The organism is Rhizobium sp. Root482 (assembly GCF_001426565.1).
Taxonomy (GTDB): domain Bacteria; phylum Pseudomonadota; class Alphaproteobacteria; order Rhizobiales; family Rhizobiaceae; genus Pararhizobium.
In genome coordinates, this window is sequence record NZ_LMFA01000026.1 from 81,492 (window position 1) to 107,656 (window position 26,165).

Sequence of the window (26,165 nt, forward strand, 5' to 3'; positions counted from 1 at the left end):
GGTGCTAACGCGCATGTTGCGGCACCTGAAGTCCGGTCCGGCATCATTGCCGGCCCGCCTCAATCCCAGAAGGCCGGTATGGTTTCCGAGAGCCTTGGCCCGATCCGCAGCGGCGCGATGTTTTCGGCAAGTCCGGTGCGATCGGAAATCTCCACGCCGACGCCGCAGATCGTCGCCGGTCCGGAAGCCGCCTCGAAACGGCCCTTCGGCATCTTGGAGATGAAGCGGTTGAGCGGCTCCTCCTTTTCCATGCCGAGCGAAGAATCATAATCGCCGCACATGCCGGCATCCGACAGATAGGCGGTGCCACCATTGAGGATCTGGTGATCGGCTGTGGGAACATGGGTGTGCGTGCCGACGACGAAGCTGGCACGGCCATCGACGAAATGGCCAAAACATTGTTTTTCGCTGGTCGCCTCCGCGTGGAAGTCGAAGACGATGGCGTCCGCCTGCTCCTTCAGCGGACAGGCAGAAAGGATGCTCTCGGCCGCCTTGAAGGGATCGTCCAGTTCCGGGTGCATGAAGACGCGGCCCATCACATTGGCGACGAGGACGCGGGCGCCGTTGCGGGCGAAATAGAGGTTCGAGCCGCGCCCGGGCGTGCCGGCCGGATAATTGGCGGGTCGCAGGAACTGGTCATGCCGCTGGCAGAAGCTGACGGCTTCCTTCTGGTCCCAGACATGATTGCCTGTGGTGACGACATCGGCGCCGGCATTGATAGTCTCGAGAAAAATATCTTCGGTGATACCGAAGCCGCCGGCCGCATTCTCGCCGTTGACGATGACGAAATCCAGTTTCAGGTCGCTGATCAGGCCTGGCAACCGATCCCAGACCGCCGTCCGGCCCGTCTTGCCCACCATGTCACCGAGAAACAAAAGTCTCATATCTGCTCGTTCCTAGCCCGAATGTCCGAAGCCCGCTTTCCGTCAGCATGGCATCCAGCGCCACGTCATGCGGCTCCGCCGGCACTGATGCCACTTCCTGGCAGTCGAAAGCAATCCCGATCAGCCTGGGCGCATGGCCTTTCCGGCGCAACCGCTCGATGGCCCGGTCGTAATATCCGCCGCCATAACCGATCCGATGGCCGGTATCGTCGAAGGCGGAAAGCGGCAGCAACATGATGTCCGGATCGAGCACGGCGGCGTCTTCGTCCGGTCCGAAAGTGCCGAAACCGGTCTCGACAAGCGGAGCGCACGGCACGATCTCGCGAAAGAGGATGGTTTGCCTGTCGATGACCGCCGGCACGCAGATCCGGGCGCCGCGCTCGCGCAGCCGTGCCATCAGCGGCCGGATATCGGCCTCCGAGCGAATGGGAGAGAAGCCCGAGATCACCTCGCCGGGCTCAAACGCAATCGTGTCGCCGGCATGGTCGAGCATGGCAAGGCTCGCTTCGAGACGGGCCTGCGGCAACATCGAATCACGCAAAGCGAGGCGTTCCTTGCGCAATACCGCCTTCAGTTCCCTGGGTGTCATCACCAAACGCTCCCGCCTGTCATCATCCGGTTCTAAAGCATGCCGCGCAAAAATGTGCAGCGGTTTTGCGACGAGGTCATGCGTAAAACAACGACCTGAAATGCGAAAGGCAATCCGCGAGACCACGCGCACTTTCATATATCACGCAGCGGCCGGGAGACCGGGCCGGCCGCCTTTCCAGCAGTTTTGACCGGTATTTTCCAATTAAAACCGCAGTATTCCCGGAATGGCACAGGGTTAGGATTCCGTTCAGGCTGCAGGGGAGTTCCGCTTTCACACCCTGTTTTCGCCGTGCAAAAGACACATGCAATGAAATGAGGAGAGACGGCTCGGTGCCCGCCTGCGGCGATGTGGGGAGTTGTTCCAGCCAGACACGGAGGCCGACGGTCCATGAAGGACAAGATGTTGCAGGAACTCGATCCATTGGAATTGCGCTGCCTGTCGCTGGCGGCGCGCGGCCGCAGCCGGGAAGACATCACCCGCGAAACCGACATTTCCCATGAGCGTATCGACGAGGCCTTCAACACCGCCATGCGCAAGCTCCAGGCCGGCAATGTCGCGGAGGCGATCTTCCGTGCCGCCCGCATGGATCTGATTTCATAACATCCAGAAGCGATGCCGCTCGCCGCCAAACGTCGATTGCGCGCCACCGCCGGTTTCCGCCCCCTCAAGCCCGACATCGTCAAGCAGGTGCCGGTCATGGCGCAGACGCATGGCGGCCAGCGCCCGACGCGCCCTACGCTCGCTGCGCAGGCGGAAAATCCAACATGCAACATGCAGGACAGTTGAAGGCAACGAACGTTGTACCGGTTTCGCCATGCCGAAGCCTCCCTTGATCACGCCAAGTATCGGCTCTGCGTTGACATCTGGCCAACGAATTGCGAGCATGGCTATCATCAGAAAATTTTATGGAAGACCGTGATGCTGCCTCCGCTCGAAAGCGATCTTTTGCGCACCTTTGTTGCCGTGGCGGAAAGCGGCAATGTGACGAGGGCGGCGGAAACGGTCGGGCGAACGCAATCGGCCGTCAGCATGCAGATCAGGAAGCTAGAGGACATTCTCGGCGAAACGCTGTTCGAGCGCGGATCGCGCGGCGTCACGATAACCCATCAAGGTAGCCGCCTTCTCGACAATGCGCGCCGCGTCATTGCGCTTCTCGATGATACGGCGGCCTCGATCCGGCTCCCTGCACTCGACGGTTCGGTCAGGATTGGAATCTCCGAGGAATATATCAATTCGACGCTGCCCAGGGCGCTCGGCGTTTTCGCGGCCGCGCATCCCGGCGTCGAGGTCACCGTGCACCAGGGCGTTTCCATGGCCAATCTCGCCGCCCTCGACGCCGGCGAAATCGATATCGCCGTGGTTTTCGAGCGTGGCGGCCATACGCGGAACGAGGTGCTGATGGTGGATCCGACCGTGTGGGTAACGTCCGAGCAGCATGACACGCATGAGCGCCGGCCGCTGCCGATTGCCGCCTATACCTATCTCAAGGGTGGATGGTGTGATGACCTGGCGCTCAAGAGCCTGAAGAAACGCAGGATCGAAAGCCGCACCGCCTATGTCAGCCGCACCAGCAGCGGCCTGATCGCGGCCGTGACATCGGGCCTTGCGGTCGCCCCCCTCAGCCGCAGCAGCATTCCCGCCGGATGCCGTGAACTGACGGCGGCGGACGGATATGACGTCATCGATTTTTCCAACGTGATCCTGAGGACAAGAAGCAAGGGCCCGAACCGGATCATCGACAGCATGTCGGATGCTATCCGCGAAGCCTTTCGCGCTCCGCAGGCGGGATCGGGCTGACCGGCGCAAAAAGAGAAAAAGTGCGATCCACACGACCGATGGAGGTTTACGATCCTGGGTGCCTACAAACGTAGGTGGGCGCCATATGTCCAGGCCCACGAGCCTGGTCAGGGACAGCTCCCGTTGGATCGAGTATGGCCCCAGGGATTGTGGTTCCTGTCGGGAAGCGCAGACCGCACTCTGATTATAGTGCGCCTCGATACCTGGCGCCAGTGCCGACCGTCGATTTATGAAAATTCAGTTGGGTGCCGGATTGTCCTTGCCGGAGAGCTTTATCGCGATACCCTGTATCTGCGAGGTGACCTCCGAAAGGGCAAGTGCCAGGGCTTCCTCGGCCTTGGCATTGTCCGACAGGCTGGCATCGCGCCCTTGCCTGAGATTGTCGGCCTCGGTCTGCAGGCTTTTCAGCTTGCGGTTCACTTCGCTGAGCTCGTCCATCACCATGATGCCGGCCATCACGGTCAGCCGCAGATCGCCGATCTCGCCGAACTGGCCCTTCAGGTGGCTGACATATTGATCGAAACGATTGGCAAGCTCGGTGAGATGATCCTCCTGCCCCTCCTCGCAGGCCATGCGATAGGCCTTGCCGTCGATCATCACCGTTACTTGCGCCATTCCCGTCACCTCAGCCGCAGGCGGACCGCCTCAACGGTCCAGCACTGCCCTTATCGTTTCCATGGCCGTCACCAAACGGCGCGAGACTTCACGGTTGACTTCCTCAAGACGGTTTGCCCGGAACTGCGACTGGTCGAGTTCCTGCGCCAGCCGCGACCGGTCGGTGTTGATGCGGCGAACCTCGCCCTCGATCTCGCCGTGGTCGCGCTCCAGGTCGAAACGTCCGTCAATGGCATTCTCGAGCTGGCCGACTGCGTTGCGCAATTCCTCGATCGCCGCCTTGACTGTGTTTCCTGCCGCCATCAATGCTTTCCCGATACGCACCGGCCCGATCCCGCGCTTGCGCTCGAATCGTTGCCTGGCCTTTGTATTTCAAGCTGGCCCTATTCTTAGACCCAATCGGCAGGCCTTCACAACGCCAACCGCCGGAACGGCTTGCAGAAGCTGTGGATCGTGCGTTTTTAAATCGATTAGTATGATCTGCTGGCATTTTGACGCAGGATCGCCGAAACCCCGCGTAAAAAAGCCCGCCAGCGCCCTTGGAAAGGCCGTATTTATTGACTCCATCGGAGCAGGTGCTATGTGTCACCCGCTTCCCCTACGGTCTTTGAGGATAGAGACCGTACCCTGTCCACCGAACTCAAGCGGAACAGTCAATGATCTCTCGCGAAAAACACGACCGGATGGCAAATGCGATCCGTTTCCTCTCCATGGATGCCGTGGAAAAGGCCAATTCCGGCCATCCGGGCCTGCCCATGGGTGCCGCCGACGTCGCGACGGTCCTGTTTTCCCGTTACCTGAAGTTCGATCCCAAGAATCCTCTCTGGGCAGACCGGGACCGGTTCGTGCTGTCGGCCGGCCATGGCTCCATGCTCATCTATTCGCTGCTCTACCTGACGGGCTATGAAGACATGACCATGGAGGACATCAAGCAGTTCCGCCAGCTTGGCTCCAAGACCGCCGGACATCCGGAATATGGCCATGCCTCCGGCATCGAGACCACCACCGGGCCGCTTGGCCAGGGCATTGCCAATGGCGTCGGCATGGCGATCGCCGAGCGCAAGCTCGCCGAGGAATTCGGCGCCGACCTGCAGAACCATTATACCTATGTGCTCTGCGGCGACGGCTGCCTGATGGAAGGCATCAGCCACGAAGCCATCGCGCTTGCCGGCCATCTGAAGCTCAACAAGCTCATCCTGTTCTGGGACGACAACAACATTACCATCGACGGCGCCGTCTCGCTGTCGGACTCGACCGACCAGATCGCCCGCTTCAAGGCGGTGCACTGGAATACGATCAGGGTCGATGGCCATAATCCCGAGGAAATCTCCGCCGCCATCGAGGCTGCGCAATCCTCAGACCGTCCGACCTTCATCGCCTGCAAGACCACCATCGGCTTCGGCGCCCCCAACAAGGCCGGAACCCACAAGGTTCACGGCTCGCCGCTTGGCGCCGAGGAAATCGCCGCCACCCGCAAGGCCCTCCACTGGGATGCCGAAGCCTTCGTTGTTCCCGCCGACGTTCTCGATGCCTGGCGCGAAGCCGGCACCCGGTCGATCGGCGAACGCAAGGCCTGGGAAGGCCGCCTGGCTGCCACCGAAACCACCAGTAAATCCGAGTTCACCCGCCGTTTCGCCGGCGAGCTGCCCGCCAATATCGATGCTGCCATCGACGCATTCAAGAAGAAGCTGGTGGAAGCCCCGCCGACGGTCGCCACTCGCAAGGCCTCCGAGGATGCGCTCGAGGTCATCAACGGCACCCTGCCGGAAACGCTGGGCGGCTCCGCCGACCTGACACCGTCCAACAATACCAAGACCAGCCAGATGAAATCGATCACGCCTGACGATTTCTCCGGCCGCTACATGCATTGGGGTATCCGCGAGCACGGCATGGCCGCCGCCATGAACGGCATCGCGCTGCACGGCGGCCTCATCCCCTATTCCGGCGGGTTCATGATCTTCTCGGATTATTGCCGCCCCTCCATTCGCCTCGCCGCCCTCATGGGCATCCGCGTCATCCATGTCCTCACCCATGATTCGATCGGCGTCGGCGAAGACGGCCCGACGCATGAGCCGGTTGAGCATATGGCGGCGCTCCGCGCCATTCCGAACCTGCTGATGTTCCGCCCGGCCGACGCGATGGAAACCGCCGAATGCTGGCAACTGGCGCTGAAGGAGCGTCAGCGCCCCTCCGGCCTGGCGCTCACCCGCCAGAATCTCGCACCGTCGCGCCTGACCTATGCGCAGGAAAATCTCTGCGCCCGCGGCGCCTATGAACTCATCGCCGCCGACAATGCCAAGGTTTCGATCTTCGCATCCGGCTCGGAAGTGGAGCTTGCGGTCAAGGCCGCCGCCGACCTGAAGGGCAAGGGCATCGCCGCCCGCGTCGTTTCCGTACCCTGCTTCGAGCTTTTTGCCGAGCAGCCGGACGATTATCGCCGCCGGATCATCGGCGATGCGCCGGTGAAGATCGCCGCGGAAGCGGCCGTTCGCCAGGGCTGGGACTATTTCATCGGCAACGATGGCGATTTCGTCGGCATGCACTCGTTCGGCGCCTCCGGTCCGGCCAAGGACCTGTTCAAGCATTTCGGCATCACCTCCGACGCCATCGTCGCAGCCGCCGAAAAGAAGCTCGCCTGATTTTCTTGCTGAGCGCGCGCTGTCAGGGCGCGCGCTTTCGCCTCCATCCACGAATTTTGACAGGGAGAGACCCGAAATGACTGTAAAGGTTGCCATCAACGGCTTCGGCCGCATCGGCCGCAACATCCTTCGCGCCATCGTCGAATCCGGCCGCACGGATATCGAAGTCGTTGCCATCAACGATCTCGGCCCGGTGGAAACCAACGCCCATCTGCTGCGCTACGATTCAATTCATGGCCGCTTTCCGGCAGAGGTGAAGGTCGAGGGCGACACGATCATCGTTGGCGGCGGCAAGCCGATCAAGGTGACGGCGATCAAGGATCCGGCGACCCTTCCGCATGGCGAACTCGGCGTCGATATCGCCATGGAGTGCACCGGCATCTTCACCGCTCGCGACAAGGCCGCAGCCCATCTGGCCGCCGGCGCCAAGCGCGTCATCATCTCGGCTCCGGCCGAAGGGGCCGACCTGACGGTCGTCTTCGGCGTCAACCACGACCAGCTGACCAAGGACCACCTGGTCATCTCCAACGCCTCCTGCACGACCAACTGCCTGGTTCCGGTCGTCAAGACGCTCGACGATGCCGTCGGCATCGATCACGGCTTCATGACGACGATCCACTCCTATACCGGCGACCAGCCGACGCTCGACACGATGCACAAGGACCTGTACCGGGCCCGCGCTGCCGCGCTGTCGATGATCCCGACCTCGACCGGTGCCGCAAAGGCCGTCGGCCTCGTCCTGCCGCACCTCAAGGGCAAGCTCGACGGCACCTCGATCCGCGTGCCGACCCCCAATGTTTCGGTCGTCGACTTCAAGTTCGTCGCCAAGCGCGACACGACGGTTGCCGAAATCAATCAGGCCATCAAGGCAGCCTCCGATGGCGCCCTGAAGGGTATCCTCGGCAATACCGACGAGCCGCTGGTCTCGCGCGACTTCAACCATGACAGCCATTCGTCGATCTTCGCCAATGACCAGACCAAGGTCATGGAAGGCAGGTTCGTTCGCATCCTCTCCTGGTACGACAACGAATGGGGCTTCTCCAACCGCATGGCCGACACGGCCGTTGCCATGGCAAAGCTGATCTGACGATTGAGTTTGCGGAGGGTACCCCCCCTCTGTCACTAACGTGACATCTCCCCCTCAAGGGGGGAGATTTGCCGCAACAGATTTGCCAATCTTACATGAAGCATTCAGGGCTTAGGTAATCTCCCCCCTTGAGGGGGAGATGTCCCGGAGGGACAGAGGGGGGTAAGTCCGCCTCATATTCCGAGCGCTGACGCGATCCGGAGACGACCCATGACCTTCAAGACACTCGACGACCTCACCAATATCGCCGGCAGCCGCGTGCTCGTGCGCGTCGATCTCAATGTCCCGGTCAAGGATGGCGAAGTGACCGATGCCACGCGGATCGAGCGCGTCGTCCCGACGATCCGCGAACTTTCCGAGAAGGGCGCCAAGGTAATCCTGCTTGCTCATTTCGGCCGCCCCAAGGGTGAGCCGGTCGCCGACATGTCGCTCGCGCCGATCGCGACTGCCGTGGAGGATATTCTCGACCAGCGCGTCCATTTCGCCGCCGATTGCATCGGCGAGAAGGCTCAAGCAGCCATTGCCGGCATGAGCGACGGCGACGTGCTGCTCCTGGAAAACACCCGCTTCCACAAGGGCGAGGAAAAGAACGATGCCGATTTCGCCAGGGCGCTCGCCGCCAATGGCGATCTCTATGTCAATGATGCCTTCTCCGCCGCGCACCGCGCCCATGCCTCCACCGAAGGGCTTGCCCGGCTGCTCCCCGCCTATGCCGGCCGCACCATGCAGGCCGAACTGGAAGCCCTGGAGAAGGGTCTGGGCAATCCGAAGCGTCCGGTCGTCGCAATCGTCGGCGGCGCCAAGGTTTCGACCAAGATCGACCTTTTGATGAATCTGGTAAAGAAGGTCGATGCGCTGGTCATCGGCGGCGGCATGGCCAATACCTTCCTCGCTGCACGCGGCACCAATGTCGGCAAGTCGCTCTGCGAGCATGATCTTGCCGAGACCGCCAAGCAGATCATGATCGAGGCGGCAACCGCCGGCTGCGCCATCGTGCTTCCTGTGGATGGCGTCGTCGCCCGCGAGTTCAAGGCCGGCGCGGCAAACGAGGTCGTGGATATCGAAGCCATTCCGGCCGATGCCATGGTGCTCGATGTCGGCCCGAAATCCGTCGCTGCCGTCAATGATTGGGTGAGCCGAGCCGAAACACTGGTCTGGAACGGCCCGCTCGGTGCCTTCGAGATCGCCCCCTTCGACAAGGCGACAGTGGCTGTCGCCAGGCATGCGGCCGCCCGCACGAAAAGCGGCGCGCTCGTTTCCGTCGCCGGCGGCGGCGATACGGTTTCGGCAATGAACCACGCCGAGGTCGCCGACGATCTCACCTATGTCTCCACCGCCGGCGGCGCCTTCCTCGAATGGATGGAAGGCAAGCCGCTGCCGGGCGTCGATATCCTGCATCAGCAGAAATAGCATTCAGTATAGCGCACGCCATCGGCGGCAAGCCGGAGGCGGCCGATTGTCAGGGTGACAAGAATGCTGTTCGCGAAGGACGTCTCCTGCGTTATCTCACGGAAGAGAAACACGCAGGAGAGCGGCATGGACCGAATTGCCTATGTCACGGTGGACGTCTTCACCACCGAACGCTTTTGCGGCAACCAGCTGGCGGTGATCCACGACGCCCGTGGCCTGTCCGATGCGCAGATGCTGCAGATCGCCTCCGAATTCCGCTATTCCGAAACCACCTTCGTGTTGCCGCCTGAAGACCCGGCCAACGACGCCTGCGTGAGGATTTTCACGCCGACAATGGAGATCCCCTTTGCCGGGCATCCGAACGTCGGTACCGCATTCATCCTTGGCGGTCAGCCGGATATTTTCGGCAAGCCACCAAGTGATGTCCTGCGCTTCGAGGAAAAGGCGGGCATCGTCGAGACGGTCCTGCGCCGCGACGACGAAGGGCGGGTCACCGGCGCTGGCATATTTGCGCCGCAGTCCCTCTCCCTTGGGCCGCAGATCGATCCCGAGATCATTGCCGGCTGTGCGTCGATCGGCGCGGAATCGATCCTCACGCAAACCCATGCGCCGATCATCGCCTCGATCGGCCTGCCCTTTGCGGTCGCCGAGCTTGCCGATCTTGAAACCCTGGCGCACACCTGCCCCAATACGGCTGCTTTCGCCGCCGCCGGCCGGCAGTTCTCAGCCGGTGACGACCAGTTTTCGCTGTTTCTCTATGTCCGCCAACCGGCAAACCCTTGGGCGATCCGTGCCCGAATGTTCGCGCCGCTCGACAATGTCATCGAAGATCCGGCGACCGGAAGCGCCTCGGGCGCCCTGGCAGCACTGCTGGTTTCGAAAGAAGGCGAGGACGACCAGACGACCGCGATCACCATAGAACAGGGTGTCGAGATGGGTCGTCGCAGCCTGATCGAACTGAATGTCCGCAAATCCGGCGCCCGGGTGGAAAGCATCGAGATCGCCGGCCATTGCATCGCGGTCATGCGCGGCTCGATCAGCCTTTAGAGTATCGCTGGTTGAACGATACTCCACCCTCTACGGCCGCACCAGCACCGTGAGCATCATCACCGCAATGGCAAAGACCGCGATCTTCCAGAAGTCGCGGCGCTGGCGCAGTCCCGGCAGGTTGAGCGGCTTCAGAAGCTGGATCACCATGGCCAGGAGAAGCAGGACCGCGAGCGCTTTGGACATCAGGTTTTCCCGGTTGTGAAAAGAAACGGAGCCGGGCGGCGGACCGCCACATGCGCGTCACTTTTGCGCGCGATCAGGGCTAGGCCGTCGCGCCGTCTTTTGCAATCTCCCGACCGTGAAAAGTTCAAGCTGGCAATTGCGGCAGCATGGCCCTAGTTTTCGGTTGCAGTCTGGAACCAGCGGATTCCCCATGAGAAAAAACCTTCTGCCCGTCGCCGCACTCCTGCTTGGAACGCTGTTTCTTTTCCTCGGAAACGGACTGCACAGCCTGCTCCTGCCGGTGCGCGGTACGACGGAAGGCTATTCGACGACGCTGCTCGGCCTGCTCGGCACATCCTGGGCGAGCGGCTTCGTGCTCGGCTGCCTGCTGGCGCCGACGGTCGTAAAGCGCGTCGGCCATGTCCGCGCCTTCAGCGGTTTTGCCGCCCTCCTCGCCATCATCGCGCTGCTGACCGGCCTTCTGGTCGATCCGATCTGGTGGGTGGCGCTGCGCGCCTTTACCGGCTTTTCGACGGCTGGCTGCTCGATGATCATCGAAAGCTGGCTGAACGAGCGCGCCACCAATGAGAGCCGCGGCGCGATCTTCTCGCTCTATATCGCCATCACCCTGATGGGCGTCGTCGGCGGGCAGATGATGATCCCGTTCGGCGATACCTCGACCACTTTGTTCTTCATGATCTGCGGCATCGTCTATTGCCTCGCCATGCTGCCGACGCTGCTGTCGACCGCTGCCTCGCCGCAGCCCCTGAGCCAGATCAGCCTCGACCTGCGCGGCCTCTATAGAAATTCCCCGGTCTCCTTCATCGGCATTCTCCTCGTCGGCATTGCCAACGGCGCCTATGGGACGCTCGGCGCCGTCTTCGGCCGCCAGGCGGGGCTGACCGACAGCAATGTGGCGCTGATGATGAGTACGACGATTTTCGTCGGTGCGATCATGCAGTTTCCGGCCGGGCGGCTGTCGGACCGGATCGACCGGCGCTATGTGCTGGCCGCCCTTGCCGCCGTTGCCGCCTTCGCCGGCCTTATGGTCGTCCTGATCGCGCCGACCGGCGTCATCCTGCTGATCACGCTTGTCGGCATCTATGGTGCAGCAGCCAATGCGCTCTATCCGATTGCCGTGTCGCATGCCAACGACTTCGCGACGGCCGAGGATTTCGTCAAGATTTCCGGCGGCCTGCTTTTGCTCTACGGCATCGGCACGATCATCGGCCCGACCATCGGCGGCCCGATCATGACCGTGACCGGCCCCTACGGCCTGTTCATGATCACCGCCGTCGCGCATCTGTTGATCACGGCCTATGCGCTCTTCCGCAGCCGCCGCCGCGCGCCGGTGCCGGTATCGGAGCGCGATGCGTTCTCGACCATCAATCCTGGTACGCTGACCACGCCGGAGAGCCTGCAACTGTCGCCGCGGGCAACGCCTTTCGAAGAAGAAGAGCCTGACATCAGGAGATCGGCATGAGCATTTTCGACGAGGAGCAACCGAAAAAGCGGCGGGAACACGAGATCGGCTGTGACCTGTCGCTTCTGTCCGCCGACGAATTGTCCAGCCGAATCACCCTTCTGAAGCAGGAACTCGCGCGGCTGGAGGAAGAACGGCAAAACAAAACCGCCAGCCGGTCTGCAGCCGAGAGCTTCTTCCGGTAGTTTTGACGGTGCGGAAGGCTTAAGAACGTGGCTGGACTTGGAAAACAAGGCATCACATCCTTGTGAGTCTCTGCCGGCTAACGCTTCATTAAGCCTTATAAGATATTACTAACGCATCCAGATCGCTCTGGACTCAGGCAGTTCCCCGATCGGCGAATGGTCTGATTTTTCTCCCTGTTTTACCTTGAGAGCCGCTTTTGCGGCTCTTTTTTTGTCTTTTTTTTGCAAGGCCCAAAGAATTGTGGAGATTAACCCTTTCTTAAGAATAGGCTTGCGCGAAATGGGCTATGGGATCATGTTCAAACTATAAGACGAGCGGTTGGAAACTTTCTGTTAACCTGTTCGTTACCTGACCGAGTTGATGCGTTTAACCAGGGAATCTAGGCCATGTCCGAACGGGGATTGAATACTGTGAGCTTCGCGGGACATGCTGCGTCCTCGGCGCAGTTCAAGGCGCTCTACGGCGAAGGCATGGGCCTGGTCGAGGAAACCGCAAGCTATCTCGATGGTCCCGGCCGGGCCGCTTCCAAGGTTCTGCCTCGCATGGCCTCGGTGCTCTATGCGGCCGAATCCATGCGCCTCACCACCCGCCTGATGCAGATGGCTTCCTGGCTGCTGCTCCAGCGCGCCGTCAACAATGGCGAGATGAATCGCGACCAGGTTCTGTCGGAAAAGAACAAGGTTCGCCTCGACAGCTTCAACGTCGATCGCACCGCTCCGGGCTGGGGCGACCTGCCGGAAGGTTTTCGTGATTTGATCGACCGTTCCTTGCGTCTGCAAAACCGTGTCGCTCTGCTCGACCGCGAAATCTATCGCCCGCAGGAAGCCTCCAATTTCCAGCCCGACAACCAGAACGGCGTCAAGGCGCAGCTCAGCCTGCTGCAGACCGCCTTTGGAACGAACTGACAGGGTTGCCGCCAGACGCTATGATTTCGAGCCCGGCCATCGCGCCGGGCTTTTCATTTTCTGTACTGACGGATGCACATCCCGCAGCATCAATCAGCCGATCCCAGTAACTCCGCAAGAACCTGCTCGACATACGGATCAAGCGTATGGGCGACATTGAACCGCATGAAATGCTGGGCGTTCTGCGACAGGCTGAAGACATTGCCGGGCGCAAGCACGACACCTTTAGCGAGCGCGGCTTGCGCCAGCTGTGTCGAATCCAGCGCCCCGGGAAGCCTGCACCAGAGATAGAAGCCGCCGCGCGGCATGAGCCAGGGCTCGATACCGAGCCTTTGTAGCCGCTCCGCCACCTCTCGGCGCGCCCTCACGAGTTTGCGCCGCAGGTCCTCCATATGTTTTCGGTAGCGGCCGCCCATCAGCACATGGGTGATCAGTTCGACGGAAACAGGGCTCGGTCCGCCGAAATTCGTGGCGACCTGCAGGTCCACCAGCCCGTCGATCCAGTCGGCCCGCGCCGCGATATAGCCGCAGCGGATCGATGCCGACAGGGTTTTGGAAAAGCTGCCGATGCGAATGACGCGATTGAGACCATCCAGTGCCGCCAGGCGCATCGACGGCTCGGGTTCGAAATCGGCGAAGATGTCGTCCTCGACAATCGTCATGTCATATCGCGCCGCCGCGTTCAGCACCCTATGGGCGGCCTGCGACGAAAGCGTCGCGCCCGTCGGATTATGGAGCGCCGAATTGGTGATGTAGAGGCGCGGGCGCTCGTCCTCCAATACGCTTTCAAAAGCCGCCATATCGGGACCGGTCGGTGTATAGGGAACGCCGACGAGCCTGACCTGATGCGTCTTCAGGAGAGCATGGAAGTTGAAATAGCAGGGATCGTCGATCAGCACCGTATCGCCTGGACGAAGCAGGAAGCGGCAGATCAGGTCGAGCGCCTGGGTTCCCGTGCTTGTCAACATCAACTGGTCGGGCGCGGCCTGGATATCCTCATCGAGAAAGCGGGCAAGCAGCAGGCGCCGCAGCGCAAGCGACCCGCGCGTGCTCCCATAATAGGAGAGAAGGCCGTCGTCCGTCCGCGCCAGGCTTCGAATGGCCTGCCTCAGCGCCTCGTTCGGCATCCAGTCGGAGGGAAGCCAGCCGCATCCGGGCTTGGGCACCGCATCCTCGGAATCCAGCGACTGGCGCGATACCCAGAAAGGATCGACCGCCCTTGCGCGCGGCGTATCCGTTTCCGCCAGCCTGAGCGGCGCAAGGGCGGTGGTGGAGACATAGAAGCCCGACCCCCGCTGCGCCCGGATCAACCCTTCTGCCGCAAGCCGATCATAGGCCTCGACGACCGTGGTGGCCGATACGCCCATCGTGGCGGCAAAACTGCGAATCGAGGGAAGCCGATCCCCCGGCGCGGCCAAGCGTCTGGCGATCCTGTCCCGGATCGCCGCCATGATTATCGCCGTGCGTGTACCGGCATCGCTGCGCGCCATAAAATTCCTCGATTGTGCGGCCTGTCCGACCATTACAGTTCAGCGCAATTGTATTTGATCTGTGCCTGTTTACACCAGCTTTTCAAGCGTAACGATGCTCTAAAAGCGAGGAACCATGAAAACATCTATGGAAGGCTGGGGCAGCGGGTTGCTCGGTGTCGTCATATTCAGCGGCTCGCTGCCGGCGACGCGCGTCGCGGTCGCGGATTTTTCTCCGCTGTTCCTCACATCGGCGCGCGCCGTCATTGCAGCCATCCTCGCCACGGCGATGCTCGTCGTGCTCCGCCAGCCAAGGCCCGCCCGGAGCGATCTCCTTTCGCTGGTGCTCGTCGCACTCGGCGTCGTCGTCGGCTTCCCGCTGCTCACGGCTCTTGCGTTGCAATATATCACCTCCGCCCATTCGATCGTCTTCATCGGCATGCTTCCGCTCGCCACCGCCATTTTCGGCGTGCTGAGGGGTGGGGAGCGCCCAAGGCCGCTCTTCTGGGTTTTCTCCGGCTTGGGCAGCGCAATGGTGGTTGGTTTCGCCCTGTCCTTCGGCGCGGATATGTCCGTCACCGGCGATCTCCTGATGATCGCCGCAATTATCGCTTGCGGATTTGGCTATGCCGAGGGCGCGAAGCTTTCACGCACGCTGGGCGGATGGCAGGTGATCTCATGGGCGCTTCTGCTCTCCCTGCCCCCGATGGCCATTCTCTCGCTGGTCACGCTTCCAGCCACCTGGCAAGGCATCGCCGGCGCGTCCTGGGTCGGGCTCGCCTATGTGTCGGTTTTCAGCATGCTCATCGGCTTCGTGTTCTGGTATCGCGGCCTTGCGCTGGGCGGCATCGCGGCAGTGGGACAGTTGCAGCTTCTCCAGCCCTTTCTCGGTCTCTTGCTGGCCGCCGGACTTCTGCACGAGGAGATAAGCGGCATGATGCTCGCCACCACGCTCTGCGTGGTTCTGTGCGTTGCCGGCGCACGCCGATTTGCGCGTTGACGTCACGCGCAGGCACCGATGCGGAATTTCAGCAAGGCTGAAACCCCTCCATCCACTTCCATTCCTTGAACGCAAAAAAGCCCGGACGAACCGGGCTTTTCGAAACATTCCCGCCAGCGGCGGAAGCTTAGAGGCCGAGGCCTTCGAAGCGCTTCTTGAACTTGGACACGCGGCCGCCGCGATCCAGCAACTGCTGGTTGCCGCCGGTCCAGGCCGGGTGCGAGGTCGGGTCGATTTCGAGGTTCATGGTCTGGCCTTCCGAACCCCAGGTGGAACGGGTTTCGTATTCGGTGCCGTCGGTCATGACGACTTTGATCATGTGGTAAGCGGGATGGATATCAGCCTTCATAACACTCTTCCTGCAGGTTCCCGGGTCCATTTGTCGCAAGCCGTTACGGGCCATTGCGGCGGGGGGACCGAACACGTAAATGAAGCCGCAGACCACGCACGGGACGACGGCTTCCCAATTTGATGCCGTGCCTATACATGATGGTCTACAGGATAACAAGTACCGCCGGACAAGACTTATGCGAGAATCGCCGCGTCGCCGGTATTGGAGGTAACGTGTCGAACAAGGTTCAACCGGCCGCGCGCAGGTCCATCCGCCCGCTGACAAGCCTGCTGCCCTATCTCAAGCGCTATCGCCTCCTCGTCATCGGCGCCGGCATCTCGCTTGTTGCCGCCGCCGTCACCACATTGGCGCTGCCCATGGCGGTGCGCCGGATGATCGACCACGGCTTCTCCCTGTCCGATTCCGGCTTCATCAACACCTATTTCGCCATGCTGATGATTCTCGCCGTCGTGCTCGCGCTGGCCAGCGCCAGCCGCTATTATTTCGTCATCACGCTCGGCGAGCGCATTGTCTCGGATCTTCGCCGCAATGTGTTCGACCACGTCACCCGGCTGTCGCCCTCCTTCTTCGACGTCAACCAGTCGGGCGAGATCGTCTCGCGGCTGACGGCCGATACCACGCAGATCAAATCCGCCGTCGGTGCCACGGCCTCCGTCGCCCTTCGCAACATCATCCTGTGCCTCGGCGCCATCGGCATGATGGTCTATACCAGCCCCAAGCTGTCGAGCCTGGTGCTTCTCGCCATTCCGGTCATCGTCTTTCCGCTTGTCGGCTTCGGCCGTTCGGTGCGCCGCCGCTCCCGCCAGGCGCAGGACACGTTGGCCTCCGCTTCCGCCTTTGCCGGTGAGGCGATCTCGGCGGCGCGAACCGTCCAGGCTTTCAATGGCGAAGCGGCAGCGCAGGCGCGCTACGGCAACGCCGTCGAAAGCGCCTTCGAGGCAGCCCGCTCGGCCATCACCGCCCGCTCGATCCTGACGGCGTTTGCCATCACCATGATCTTCGGCAGCGTCGTCGCCGTCCTGTGGTTCGGGGCGCAGGACGTCCTGTCCGGGGCGCTGACGGCCGGCACGCTCGGCCAGTTCCTGCTCTATTCGGTCTTTGCCGCGGGCAGCCTCGGGTCGCTCTCGGAGGTCTGGGGCGAACTCGCCCAGGCCTCGGGTGCGGCCGAACGCCTGAACGAATTGCTGGCGGAAGAGCCCGGCATCGAGGCGCCTGCCGAGCCGCTTGCCATGCCGCAGCCTGCATCGGGCGCGATCGGCTTTGATGGCGTCCACTTCGCCTATCCTTCGCGGCCGGACTATAAAAGCGTCAAGGGCCTCAGCTTTTCGGTCAAGCCGGGCGAAACCGTTGCCGTCGTCGGCCCCTCCGGTGCCGGCAAGAGCACGCTTTTCTCTCTGCTCCTGCGGTTCTACGATCCGGTCAAGGGCATGATCAGCCTCGATGGCGTCGATATCCGCGCCGTCGATCCGCAGGACCTGCGCCGCCAGATCGCCATCGTGCCGCAGGACGTGACGATCTTTGCCGCGTCTATCCACGACAATATCGCCTTCGGCATGCCGTCTGCCCCGCGCCAGGCGGTGCAGGCTGCAGCGATTGCCGCACAGGCCGACGAGTTCATCGCACGGCTCGACCGGGGCTATGACACCGATGTCGGCGAGCGCGGCATCACGCTGTCCGGCGGCCAGCGCCAGCGTATCGCGATTGCACGCGCGATCCTCAAGGATGCGCCCATCCTGCTGCTCGACGAGGCAACCTCGGCGCTCGATGCGGAAAGCGAAACGCTGGTCCAGAAGGCGCTGGAAGGTTTGATGCACAACCGCACTACGCTGGTCATCGCCCACCGTTTGGCCACCGTGCTCAAGGCCGACCGCATTCTCGTCATGGATCAGGGCCGGATCGTCGAGGAAGGCACGCATGCCGCGCTCGTCCGCCAGGGCGGCCTCTATGCCAAGCTTGCCCGCCTGCAGTTCGACGACGAGGCTGCCCGCCAGCCCGGCATCGCCAGCGCCTGACAAATTGCCTCGAGGGGTATTTCGAGGAATCGGCCGTCATCGGCCAATCAAACGATACGGTCTCCGGGAAACCGGACACCCCTCGTCTCTTCAGCTGCCGACGCTGCGGCCAACGACGCGGCCCGAAAACAGGCAGCCGCCGAGGAATGTCCCCTCGAGCGCATTATAGCCATGCATGCCGCCGCCGCCGAAACCGGCTACTTCGCCGGCCGCGTAGAGACCCGGGACAGGCTCGCCGGACAATTCCAGAACCCGGCCATCGAGATCGGTCTGGATGCCGCCGAGCGTCTTGCGCGTCAGGATATTGAGGCGCACGGCAATCAGCGGCCCGGCCTTCGGATCGAGCAGCCGGTGCGGCCGTGCAGTCCGCATCAACCGGTCGCCGAGATAATTTCGCGCTCCGCGGATGGCGGTGATCTGCGCGTCCTTGGAGAAAGCATTGGCGATCTCGCGGTCGCGCGCCTCGATCTGCGGCCGCAGGCGATCCACCGACAAACGCCCCTCGCCGCTCAGCGCATTCATACCATCGACGAGATCCTCCAGCCGATCACGAATGACGAAATCCTCGCCCTTCTCCATGAAGGCCTGCACCGGCCCCGGCGGGTTCTTTCCCAACCGCTTGAGAAGCAGCGGAATGTCCCTGTCCGTGAGATCGGGGTTCTGCTCGGAGCCGGAAAGCGCGAATTCCTTCTTGATGATCGCCTTGGTCAGGATGAACCAGCTGTAGTCGGCACCGCTTTTGCCGATCGCCTTCAACGTGGAGAGCGTGTCGAAACCCGGCATGGCCGGCGCGGCAAACCGGTTGCCGTCGGCATCGCACCAGAACGAAGACGGGCCCGGCAGGATGCGGATACCATGGTTCGGCCAGACCGGATCGAAATTGCGCAATCCCTCGGTATAGTGCCACATCCGGTCTCGGTTGATCACCGAACCATGCGCCTGCTCGACGATCGCCACCATTCGCCCATCGACATAGGACGGTACGCCGCTGACCATGAATTTTGGTGCTGGCCCGAGCCGATCGACCGGCCATTGCCTGCGCACCAGATCATGATTGCCGCCGATGCCTCCGGAAGCAACCACGACGGCGCCTGCCTCGAACCAGAACTCATCCACGCTCTCGCGCGAACTGCTTTCGCCGCGGGCGCACGCGTCCTCCTTGAGCACGGAGCCGCGGGCGCCGGTCACCGCGCCATTGGCGACGATCAGTTCGTCCACCTGGTGGCGAAAGCGAAAGCGGATGCGCCCCTTGCTTTCGGCTGCCCGTGTCCGGGCGATGAACGGCGCCAGCACACCGGGGCCGGTTCCCCAGGTCACATGAAAGCGCGGCACGGAATTTCCGTGGCCGTCCGCAAGACCACCACCCCGCTCCGCCCAGCCGACCACCGGAAACCAGCGCATGCCCTGGCCGTGCAGCCAGGCGCGTTTCTCGCCGGCGGCGAAATCGAGATAGGCCTCCGCCCAGCGGCGCGGCCAGAAATCTTCGGGCCGGTCGAACTGCGCCGAACCCATCCAGTCCTGCCGGGCGAGATCGAGGCTGTCGCGGATGCGCATGCGCCGCTGTTCCGGGCTGTCGATGAAAAGCAATCCGCCGAGTGACCAGAAGGCCTGCCCGCCGAGATTCTGCTCGCCTTCCTGGTCGAGCACGATCACCCTCAAGCCCCGGTCGGCGGCCTCCACCGCCGCGACGAGGCCGGCAAGCCCGGCGCCGATCACCAGCACGTCGCAATCCATGGCTTTTCCCTCCCGAAAATCCGCCTGCCAGACATTACGCACACGTAAACGTCAGGACAACGCCGAATCCAGGGAAATGAAATCCACGCGGGGACCAATCCGGCTATACGTGCTTATTTCTCGGTCAGCTTCAGCTCGATCCGCCGGTTCTGCGACCGGGCCTCGGGACTGTCGCCTTCGGCGATCGGCTGGAATTCGCCGAAGCCGGCCGCAACCAGCCTGTTTGCCGGAACGCCCCTGGAGATCAAGAATTTGACGACCGATGTCGCACGGCTGGAGGAAAGCTCCCAATTGTCGGCAAAACGTCCCGTGCCCGACAACGGGACATTGTCCGTATGCCCATCGACCCGCAGGACCCAATCGATTTCGGAGGGAATTTCCTTGGCAAGGTCGAGAAGCGCGGAGGCGAGTTTGGCCATTTCCTCTTGGCCTTCCGGATTGAGGTCGTTGCCGCCGGATGGAAACAGCACTTCCGACTGGAAGACGAAGCGATCGCCGACGATGCGGATATTCTCCCGGTCGGAGAGGATTTCGCGCAGACGCCCGAAGAAGTCGGACCGATAGCGATTGAGCTCCTGCACACGCTGCGCCAGCGCCACGTTCAGCCTTCGCCCAAGATCGGCGATCTTGGTTTGCGATGCGTCATCCTTGGCCTCGGAGGCCTGGAGTGCGCCTTCAATGGCGGCGATCTGGCTGCGCAGCGCGGCGATCTGCTGGTTGAGCAGTTCGATCTGGCTCATCGCCCGGGCGCTGATCTGCTTTTCGGATTCGAGCTTGCCGGAAAGCTCGCCAAGCTGCTGGCTGGCGGCGTCCGAACTCCCGGCGCCCTGCTCCAGAAGCGCCTGCAGCCGCGAGCGCTCGTCTTCGGAGGTGGCCAGCGAAGCCTGGAGATTGGCCAGCGAATCCTCGAGGTCCTGCTTGCCGCCCTTTTCAAGCGCAAGAAGCTGGGTCAGTTCGTTGATCTGGCTGTTCAGCCGGTTGAGCACGTCGTCCTTGCCGCTGATTTCGCGGCTGAGCAGGAACTGCGCCAGCACGAAGACGCAGAGCAGGAACATGATCGACAGAAGCAGGGTGGAGAGAGCATCGACGAAGCCCGGCCAGTAATCGATCGTTCTCTGGCTGCGGCCCTTGCGCGCAAGTGCCATGCGTCACTCCCCCCCGGCGTCTTCGACGTGCGCGAGCTTGGGAGGCGCTTTTTCGGGATGGACGGCAATCTTGTCGGAATGGCCGATGCGGGCCGAGAGCTTGTCGAGCGTCTTGCGCATCGATTTTGCCTCCTCCTGCTGCGCCTCGATCCAGTCGCGCAGCATCTGCTGCTCGCCGCGCATGTTCTTCACCAGACCCTGGATGCCCTCGGCAAGGCTTGCCATGGCCGCGGTGGTGCGCTGGTTCATGCCGCCGTCCTGGTTGAGGCGCGCCAGCTGCTCCGTCAGCAGCCGCAGTTCGTCGCCGGCCGCCGGCACCGGCTTGCCGGTGGCGACCGACAGGTCGGAACTGACATCGGTGACCGAAGACAGCCAGTTTTCAAGCTCCGTATAGAAACGATTCTGCGCCCGCCCGGCCTGGAGGTCGAGAAAGCCGAGGACGAGCGAGCCGGACAGGCCGAAAAGCGAAGTGGAAAAGGCGGTGCCCATGCCGGTCAACGGCGCCGAAAGCCCCGTCTTCAAGGCCGAGAGCACATCCTGGGTGCTGCCCGTTCCGGCATCCAGCGATTGAATGACCGTATTGATCGAGCCGATCGTGCCAAGCAGGCCCCAGAACGTTCCCAAAAGGCCGAGAAAGACCAGGAGGCCGATGAGATAGCGGGAGGTATCACGCGATTCGTCGAGCCGGGTGGCGATCGAATCGAGAATCGAGCGCAGCGCCGTCGTCGAGATCGTCATCGAATGACGCTGGCCGATCAGGGCGCGCATCGGCGACAGCAGCACTGGATCGCGGCCGACCTTGTCGGCGCTGCCGGCGGCGCGGAAGGAATTGAACCAGCGAACCTCCGGACGCAATCCCAGCACATGGTTGAACACCAGAAGAATGCCGATCAGGAGCACGCCGAGAATAAGGCCGTTCAGGCCCGGATTGCTGAGAAAAGCCGCCTGCGCCTGGCGAAACAGGATCGCTCCGACAAAACCGACGATGATCAGGAAAATCACCATGGTCCAGAAAAAGACCATCGGGCTCGACAGCTTGTTGGGATTATACCCCTCGTTCAATCCGTCGGCATCCCATCCCGACAGTTCCAGTTTCGCCATGAGGCTCTGTTCTCCGGTTTTTCAATGCGTGCGCCATCTTCGCCCGGCTGGGCGTGACGATGCTGGCCGGAGACTAGAGGAACTTTGCGCCGAATTGAAGGGGAAACAACGGGCCAAAACGACAGGATGCCGCAATGACCCACAGCCCAGAGACGGCGTTACTTGCCCGGAACGGGCCGATGCAGCACTTCGTGCAGCGTCTTGCGGATATATTCGTTGCCCGCCACGATGGAACCGTCCTCCATCGGCCGGTTGCCGCCGTCGATATCGGCGACCCATCCGCCCGCCTCGCGGATGAGCAGCATGCCGGCTGCCAGATCCCATGGAAACAGGCCGCGCTCCCAGTAGCCGTCGAAACGGCCGGCAGCCACATAGGCAAGGTCCAGTGATGCGGCACCCATGCGGCGCACGCCGGCGACTTCGCCCATCACATGGCGCAATTCCACGAGATAGGTGCCGTGATTGGCCACGCCCAGATGCGGCGTGCCGGTGGCAATCACCGCATCCGACAGGTTCTTGCGGGCGGCAACGCGCAGGCGGCGATCGTTGAGAAAGGCGCCGCCGCCCCGCTCGGCCGTATAGAGTTCGTCCGTCGCCGGGTTGAGGATAACGGCGGCAACCACTTCGCCCTGGCGCTCCAGGGCGATCGAGATCGCGAAATGCGGAATGCCATGCAGGAAATTCGTCGTGCCGTCGAGCGGATCGACGATCCAGCGATGCGCGCCATCCGTGCCGATGATCTCCTCGCTTTCCTCACCGAGGAAGCCATAGGTCGGGCGGGATTTCAGCAGTTCCTCCCGGACCAGCTTCTCTGCCTTGCGGTCCGCCTGCGACACGTAATCGCCCGGCCCCTTCAGCGAGACCTGCAGGTTCTGCACTTCGCCGAAATCGCGCGCCAGGCCCTTGCCGGCCTTGAACGCGGCCTGAACCATGACATTGAGAAGAGCTGAGCGTGCCATCTTTGGCTTTCCTTCGAAACAGAAAATCGGCCGCGGGAACAGCCGGAGAATTAAACATGCCGCTGCGGATCAGTCCGCGCGACGAAGATAGGCGATTTCATTGGTATCGACCAGAATGCGTTCGCCGGTCTCGACAAAAGGCGGGACCATGACGCGGACGCCATTTTCCATGATCGCCGGCTTATAGGAAGAGGCCGCCGTCTGGCCCTTCACGACCGGATCGGCCTGCGCGATCGTCAGGACAACCTGGTCGGGCAGGGAAATGCCGATCGGTTTCTCGTCATAGAGCTTCACCGTCACCATCATGCCGTCCTGGAGAAAGGTGGCGCGGTCACCGACGAAATCCTTCTGCAGTTCCAGCTGTTCGTAACTCTCATTGTCCATGAACACCAGCGCATCGCCCTGCTCATAGAGGAACTGGAAGTCCTTCAGTTCGAGGCTGACGAGTTCGACGGTTTCGGAGGAACGGAAACGCTCGTTGAGCTTGGTGCCGTCGATCAGGTTCTTCAGCTCGACCTGGTTGAAGGCGCCGCCCTTGCCGGGCTTGACCGTGTTGCACTTCACCGCAGCCCAGAGACCGCCATTGTGCTCGATCACGCCGCCGGGGCGAATTTCGTTGCCGTTGATTTTCATGGGGACATTCCCTGGAGACCCTAAAGCCGCCCTGCGGCCAGCCAATCCGGCGCCTCAAGACCACAAAACCCCGCAAAGTTCAAGTGTAGCGGCGAAATCTCGCTCAGGATGGCCGGTATTTATTGGCCGCGCTTAGGGCCGCTTTCTGTTTCTCCTCGGTCAACCCGAGATAGAAATCCTCCAGTGCCGGATCCTTCAATCCTGCCCGGCGCGACAGCACATACCATTTGGCCGCCTCGACAGGATCGGGCCGCGTGCCGATCGCATTGATATAGAGATGCGACAGCTTGTTCTGTGCAACGACATTGCCGCCGCCCGCGGCCCGCTGCATCCACTTGAAGCCCTCTTCGAGATTGCGCCCGCCGCCGATCCCATCGACCAGCCAGATGGCGAGATCGAGCTGGGCCGTGTCGAAGCCGGCCCGGGCGGCTCTCAGCAGCCAGCCGCGCGCCTTTGCCCGCTTGTCGTCGTCGATCCCATCAACATTCAGGTAGATCTGCGACAGCGCATATTGCGCATCGGCAATCCCCTGCTCCGCCGACTTCTCGTAATAGGGCAGCGCCGCCTTCAGGCCCTTCTCACCGGGCATGTCGGCAACCAGCAGCTGGCCATAGTTGAACTGGGCGGAAGAATTGCCGAGATCGGCGGCCTTCTTCATCAGCTCTTCGGATCTCTTCCTGTCCCTTGGAACATCGCGCCCCTCCATCAACAGAAGCGCATATTTGAACATGGCGCTCGGATCGCCGGCATTGGCGGCCTGGCCGTACCAGAAGGCGGCATCCTTGCTGTTGCGGGCAACGCCGAGCCCTTGCGAAAAAATCTCCGCCACTAGCGTCTGCGCCGCCGCGTCGCCAAGCTGCGCGCGCGGCAGGGCAAGCTCCATCGCCGTCAGGTAGTAGCCGCGCTGATAGGCGCCATAGGCCAGATCGGCCTTGCCGGCGAACGGCTTTTCCTCAGGCAATTCCGGCAGCGCCGCCCCCATCCGCTCGAGCACATTGGTGCCGGTCGAGGGCTCCAGTTTTTCCGCATCCGCCTTCTTCGCATCTTCCGGCGATTGCAGCGGCGGCACGGCGCCTTCCGGCAGCACGGCGCCGTTGAACGGCGTGATGCGACCGCGCTTTTCAAAAGCGCCATCGTCACTCTCTTCCGCGCCGTCGGCAATCCCGGCGTCACCAGTTTTGCCCGTACCAGACTTGTCCACGCCAGACTTGTCCACGCCAGCCTTGCCGACGCCTGCCGCAGCAGGCACGTCCTGCACGCCCGGCAAGGCATCCTCGGCATGAAGTCCCACCGGCAGACCGAAAAGGACCGCGCAGGACAGGGCAAGCAGGAATTGGCGCAGAGGGGGAGACGGAAGGTTCAGCATGAAAACGTCTTAATCTTCAAACCGTGGCGCTTTTTCGTCAAGCAGCGCGTTGACGCGCGCAACCACCACGGGCGCCTGTTCCGGATCGCCGAACACCGCCAGGCGCAGGGCGACGAATTCGGCGCCGCTTTCGGCCGCGGCCAGGACGCCGTCCGGATCGGTGCCGCCCATGACGATGCAGGGAATCTCGATCATCGAGGCCCACCATTCGGCAAGCGCCAGGTTCTTCGGATGCGCCTCCGGCTTGATATCGCCGTCGAGCTTGCCGAAGAAGATATAGTCGGGCCGCACTTCGCCCATTTCCAGGGCATGGTGACGATCAGTGGCATTGCCGCCGCCGACGATGAGCTTGGGAGCGAATTTCTCCATTGCCTCGGCAAGATCGGCGACATTGCCGGTCACATGCAGGCCATCGGCCTTGGCCCGGCCGGCGACGCGGGTATCGCCGGCAATCAGCGCGGCGCCGCCCGCCTCCTGGATCAGCGGAACCAGCCTTTCCGCGTGTTTCTGGAAGGCGTGGTCGTCCAGCCCGTATTGCGGCACGATCACCGAGGCCACGTCGCCACCACGCAGCGCGCCGGCAAGGATGTCCGCACGGCTGTCGATATCCTCGATGTCAGGCGCGATGAGGACGAGGCGGCAGCGATTGTCTGTCTTGCTCATAATGTCTCTGTTCCGGGTAAAAGGCAGATATGCCCCTGTTCCCTACTCGATTCCGGTCCGCAAAAGCGATAGACCCTGCAGGCCAAAGGATCAACCGATACCCATGCTCGCCGATTTTCATTTTCCGGACCTTCAATTCTATGCCATCGCCATTCCGGCGGTTCTGCTCGTCGGCCTCAGCAAGGGTGGCATGGGCGAGGCATTGTCCCTGATGGGCGTGCCGCTCCTGTCGCTGGCGGTCCCGCCGGTGCAGGCGGCGGCGCTGCTGCTGCCGATCCTGATCGCCATGGACATGGTCTCGCTGTGGATGTGGCGCCAGCATGGCGACAGGCGGACCCTGACGATCCTCCTGCCCGGCGCCCTTGCCGGCATCGCCATCGGCTGGGCGACGTCGGCCTTCGTGCCGCGCGACGCACTGCGGCTGATCATCGGCCTGATCACCGTTCTTTTCGTCCTTCGCTATGTCCATATGAGCTGGCGGATGCGCAGCGGCGCCGTCATTGCCGCCAGGCCGCACAAACCGATGCTGGCGCATCTCCTCGGCGCCCTTGCCGGCTACGGCAGTTTCGTCGCCCATGCCGGCGGCCCGCCTTTCCAGATCTATGCCCTGCCGCTCAAACTGCCGCCGCGCGATTATATCGGCACGATCGTCCGGTTCTTCGCCATCCTCAATGCCGTCAAGCTCGTGCCCTATTTCGCGCTCGGCCAGCTGGATTTCAGCAATTTGTCGATATCGCTGACCCTCTTCCCGCTCGCCATGCTGGCAACCGTCGCCGGCGCCTTCATCGTGCGCCGCATCCAGCCGCAGATCTTCTATCCGTTCATGTATCTGATGGCCTTCCTGGCCGGGCTGAAACTCATCTATGACGGGATCACGGTTCTTGCCGGCGGAGCGTGAACGGCCCGCCGGCACCGACCCTA

27 protein-coding genes and 1 other RNA gene are annotated in these 26,165 nt (G+C 62.4%); 12 read left to right on the forward strand and 16 right to left on the reverse strand.

Translation table 11 applies throughout. From position 1 onward, the window contains the following. Window positions 1–59: 59 nt before the first annotated feature. Entirely contained in the window at window positions 60–884 is an 825-nt protein-coding gene (locus ASD31_RS23280) for a TIGR00282 family metallophosphoesterase (protein WP_056339721.1), read from the reverse strand. Beyond that, window positions 862–1,473: a 5-formyltetrahydrofolate cyclo-ligase gene (locus tag ASD31_RS23285; RefSeq protein ID WP_056339724.1), complete on the reverse strand. Its 612-nt coding sequence runs from the start codon at window positions 1,471–1,473 to the stop codon at window positions 862–864. The genes ASD31_RS23280 and ASD31_RS23285 overlap by 23 nt, the downstream gene beginning before the upstream one ends. Before the next feature lie 390 nt (window positions 1,474–1,863). Between ASD31_RS23285 and ASD31_RS23290 the strand changes: the two genes are divergently transcribed. Further along, a complete protein-coding gene (locus tag ASD31_RS23290; RefSeq protein WP_056339727.1) occupies window positions 1,864–2,076 on the forward strand; it encodes a LuxR C-terminal-related transcriptional regulator in 213 nt (70 codons plus the stop codon). On the opposite strand, the gene ASD31_RS26140 is transcribed toward ASD31_RS23290, so the two are convergent. After that, window positions 2,071–2,370 carry a hypothetical protein gene (locus ASD31_RS26140; protein WP_156392786.1) on the reverse strand — a complete coding sequence of 100 codons (300 nt, stop codon included), beginning with the start codon at window positions 2,368–2,370 and terminating at the stop codon, window positions 2,071–2,073. The genes ASD31_RS23290 and ASD31_RS26140 overlap by 6 nt on opposite strands. 24 nt (window positions 2,371–2,394) lie before the next feature. Between ASD31_RS26140 and ASD31_RS23295 the strand changes: the two genes are divergently transcribed. Beyond that, on the forward strand, window positions 2,395–3,273 hold the full coding sequence (locus ASD31_RS23295) for a LysR family transcriptional regulator (protein ID WP_056340674.1): 879 nt from the start codon (window positions 2,395–2,397) through the stop codon (window positions 3,271–3,273). 20 nt (window positions 3,274–3,293) lie between these two features. Here ASD31_RS23295 and ssrS read toward each other — a convergent pair. The 3 genes from ssrS to ASD31_RS23305 form a co-directional block, all read right to left on the reverse strand. Then, window positions 3,294–3,451, reverse strand: a non-coding RNA gene (ssrS, locus tag ASD31_RS25640) — 6S RNA. A 59-nt stretch (window positions 3,452–3,510) separates the two neighbouring features. Further along, window positions 3,511–3,888 (reverse strand): cell division protein ZapA, encoded by a 378-nt coding sequence (locus tag ASD31_RS23300; RefSeq protein ID WP_056339730.1) that lies wholly within the window; start codon window positions 3,886–3,888, stop codon window positions 3,511–3,513. Window positions 3,889–3,918: 30 nt separating this feature from the next. Then, window positions 3,919–4,191, reverse strand: a complete 273-nt coding sequence (locus ASD31_RS23305) for a DUF4164 domain-containing protein (RefSeq protein WP_056339733.1) — start codon at window positions 4,189–4,191, stop codon at window positions 3,919–3,921. A 353-nt stretch (window positions 4,192–4,544) separates the two neighbouring features. On the opposite strand from ASD31_RS23305, the gene tkt reads away from it, so the two are divergent. The 4 genes from tkt to ASD31_RS23325 all read left to right on the forward strand — a co-directional run bounded on the left by tkt (window position 4,545) and on the right by ASD31_RS23325 (window position 10,071). After that, window positions 4,545–6,527, forward strand: coding sequence for a transketolase (gene tkt / locus ASD31_RS23310; RefSeq protein WP_056339735.1), 1,983 nt, complete (start codon window positions 4,545–4,547; stop codon window positions 6,525–6,527). Window positions 6,528–6,603: 76 nt separating this feature from the next. Further along, on the forward strand, window positions 6,604–7,614 hold the full coding sequence (gap, locus tag ASD31_RS23315) for a type I glyceraldehyde-3-phosphate dehydrogenase (RefSeq protein WP_056339738.1): 1,011 nt from the start codon (window positions 6,604–6,606) through the stop codon (window positions 7,612–7,614). 210 nt (window positions 7,615–7,824) lie between these two features. Next, complete coding sequence (locus ASD31_RS23320; protein WP_056339742.1) at window positions 7,825–9,024, forward strand: phosphoglycerate kinase; 1,200 nt, start codon at window positions 7,825–7,827, stop codon at window positions 9,022–9,024. A gap of 126 nt (window positions 9,025–9,150) precedes the next feature. Further along, window positions 9,151–10,071, forward strand: coding sequence for a PhzF family phenazine biosynthesis protein (locus ASD31_RS23325; RefSeq protein ID WP_056339744.1), 921 nt, complete (start codon window positions 9,151–9,153; stop codon window positions 10,069–10,071). Between the two features lie 30 nt (window positions 10,072–10,101). On the opposite strand, the gene ASD31_RS26400 is transcribed toward ASD31_RS23325, so the two are convergent. Continuing rightward, window positions 10,102–10,257: a hypothetical protein gene (locus ASD31_RS26400; RefSeq protein ID WP_156392787.1), complete on the reverse strand. Its 156-nt coding sequence runs from the start codon at window positions 10,255–10,257 to the stop codon at window positions 10,102–10,104. Window positions 10,258–10,447: 190 nt separating this feature from the next. Between ASD31_RS26400 and ASD31_RS23330 the strand changes: the two genes are divergently transcribed. The 3 genes from ASD31_RS23330 to ASD31_RS23340 all read left to right on the forward strand — a co-directional run bounded on the left by ASD31_RS23330 (window position 10,448) and on the right by ASD31_RS23340 (window position 12,810). Continuing rightward, window positions 10,448–11,719, forward strand: a complete 1,272-nt coding sequence (locus ASD31_RS23330) for an MFS transporter (RefSeq protein ID WP_056339748.1) — start codon at window positions 10,448–10,450, stop codon at window positions 11,717–11,719. Further along, window positions 11,716–11,904, forward strand: coding sequence for a DUF1192 domain-containing protein (locus tag ASD31_RS23335; protein WP_056339751.1), 189 nt, complete (start codon window positions 11,716–11,718; stop codon window positions 11,902–11,904). The genes ASD31_RS23330 and ASD31_RS23335 overlap by 4 nt, the downstream gene beginning before the upstream one ends. 387 nt (window positions 11,905–12,291) lie before the next feature. Then, window positions 12,292–12,810, forward strand: coding sequence for a DUF1465 family protein (locus ASD31_RS23340; protein WP_056339755.1), 519 nt, complete (start codon window positions 12,292–12,294; stop codon window positions 12,808–12,810). An 89-nt stretch (window positions 12,811–12,899) separates the two neighbouring features. Here ASD31_RS23340 and ASD31_RS23345 read toward each other — a convergent pair whose 3' ends face one another. Continuing rightward, window positions 12,900–14,261, reverse strand: a complete 1,362-nt coding sequence (locus tag ASD31_RS23345; protein ID WP_320409415.1) for a PLP-dependent aminotransferase family protein — start codon at window positions 14,259–14,261, stop codon at window positions 12,900–12,902. A 154-nt stretch (window positions 14,262–14,415) separates the two neighbouring features. On the opposite strand from ASD31_RS23345, the gene ASD31_RS23350 reads away from it, so the two are divergent. Beyond that, the gene (locus ASD31_RS23350) at window positions 14,416–15,279 is read left to right on the forward strand and encodes a DMT family transporter (RefSeq protein WP_056339761.1); all 864 of its coding nucleotides are present in this window, start codon (window positions 14,416–14,418) and stop codon (window positions 15,277–15,279) included. A 127-nt stretch (window positions 15,280–15,406) separates the two neighbouring features. Here ASD31_RS23350 and rpmE read toward each other — a convergent pair whose 3' ends face one another. After that, a complete protein-coding gene (gene rpmE, locus ASD31_RS23355) occupies window positions 15,407–15,628 on the reverse strand; it encodes a 50S ribosomal protein L31 (protein WP_056339764.1) in 222 nt (73 codons plus the stop codon). Between the two features lie 215 nt (window positions 15,629–15,843). Between rpmE and ASD31_RS23360 the strand changes: the two genes are divergently transcribed. Further along, window positions 15,844–17,643, forward strand: coding sequence for an ABC transporter transmembrane domain-containing protein (locus ASD31_RS23360; RefSeq protein ID WP_413813831.1), 1,800 nt, complete (start codon window positions 15,844–15,846; stop codon window positions 17,641–17,643). Between the two features lie 90 nt (window positions 17,644–17,733). Here ASD31_RS23360 and ASD31_RS23365 read toward each other — a convergent pair whose 3' ends face one another. The 7 genes from ASD31_RS23365 to ASD31_RS23395 all read right to left on the reverse strand — a co-directional run bounded on the left by ASD31_RS23365 (window position 17,734) and on the right by ASD31_RS23395 (window position 25,244). After that, on the reverse strand, window positions 17,734–19,377 hold the full coding sequence (locus tag ASD31_RS23365; protein WP_056339767.1) for an FAD-binding dehydrogenase: 1,644 nt from the start codon (window positions 19,375–19,377) through the stop codon (window positions 17,734–17,736). A gap of 113 nt (window positions 19,378–19,490) precedes the next feature. After that, window positions 19,491–20,522, reverse strand: a complete 1,032-nt coding sequence (locus ASD31_RS23370; RefSeq protein ID WP_056339771.1) for a peptidoglycan -binding protein — start codon at window positions 20,520–20,522, stop codon at window positions 19,491–19,493. 3 nt (window positions 20,523–20,525) lie between these two features. Further along, entirely contained in the window at window positions 20,526–21,623 is a 1,098-nt protein-coding gene (locus ASD31_RS23375; RefSeq protein WP_056339774.1) for a MotA/TolQ/ExbB proton channel family protein, read from the reverse strand. Window positions 21,624–21,781: 158 nt separating this feature from the next. Then, window positions 21,782–22,582, reverse strand: coding sequence for an inositol monophosphatase family protein (locus ASD31_RS23380; protein WP_056339777.1), 801 nt, complete (start codon window positions 22,580–22,582; stop codon window positions 21,782–21,784). Window positions 22,583–22,651: 69 nt separating this feature from the next. Then, entirely contained in the window at window positions 22,652–23,215 is a 564-nt protein-coding gene (efp, locus tag ASD31_RS23385) for an elongation factor P (protein WP_056339780.1), read from the reverse strand. A 103-nt stretch (window positions 23,216–23,318) separates the two neighbouring features. Further along, window positions 23,319–24,581: a tetratricopeptide repeat protein gene (locus tag ASD31_RS23390; protein WP_156392788.1), complete on the reverse strand. Its 1,263-nt coding sequence runs from the start codon at window positions 24,579–24,581 to the stop codon at window positions 23,319–23,321. 9 nt (window positions 24,582–24,590) lie between these two features. After that, the gene (locus ASD31_RS23395; protein WP_056339783.1) at window positions 24,591–25,244 is read right to left on the reverse strand and encodes a thiamine phosphate synthase; all 654 of its coding nucleotides are present in this window, start codon (window positions 25,242–25,244) and stop codon (window positions 24,591–24,593) included. A gap of 103 nt (window positions 25,245–25,347) precedes the next feature. Here ASD31_RS23395 and ASD31_RS23400 point away from each other — a divergent pair, with 103 nt between their 5' ends. Further along, window positions 25,348–26,142: a sulfite exporter TauE/SafE family protein gene (locus ASD31_RS23400; RefSeq protein WP_056339785.1), complete on the forward strand. Its 795-nt coding sequence runs from the start codon at window positions 25,348–25,350 to the stop codon at window positions 26,140–26,142. Window positions 26,143–26,165: the final 23 nt, after the last annotated feature.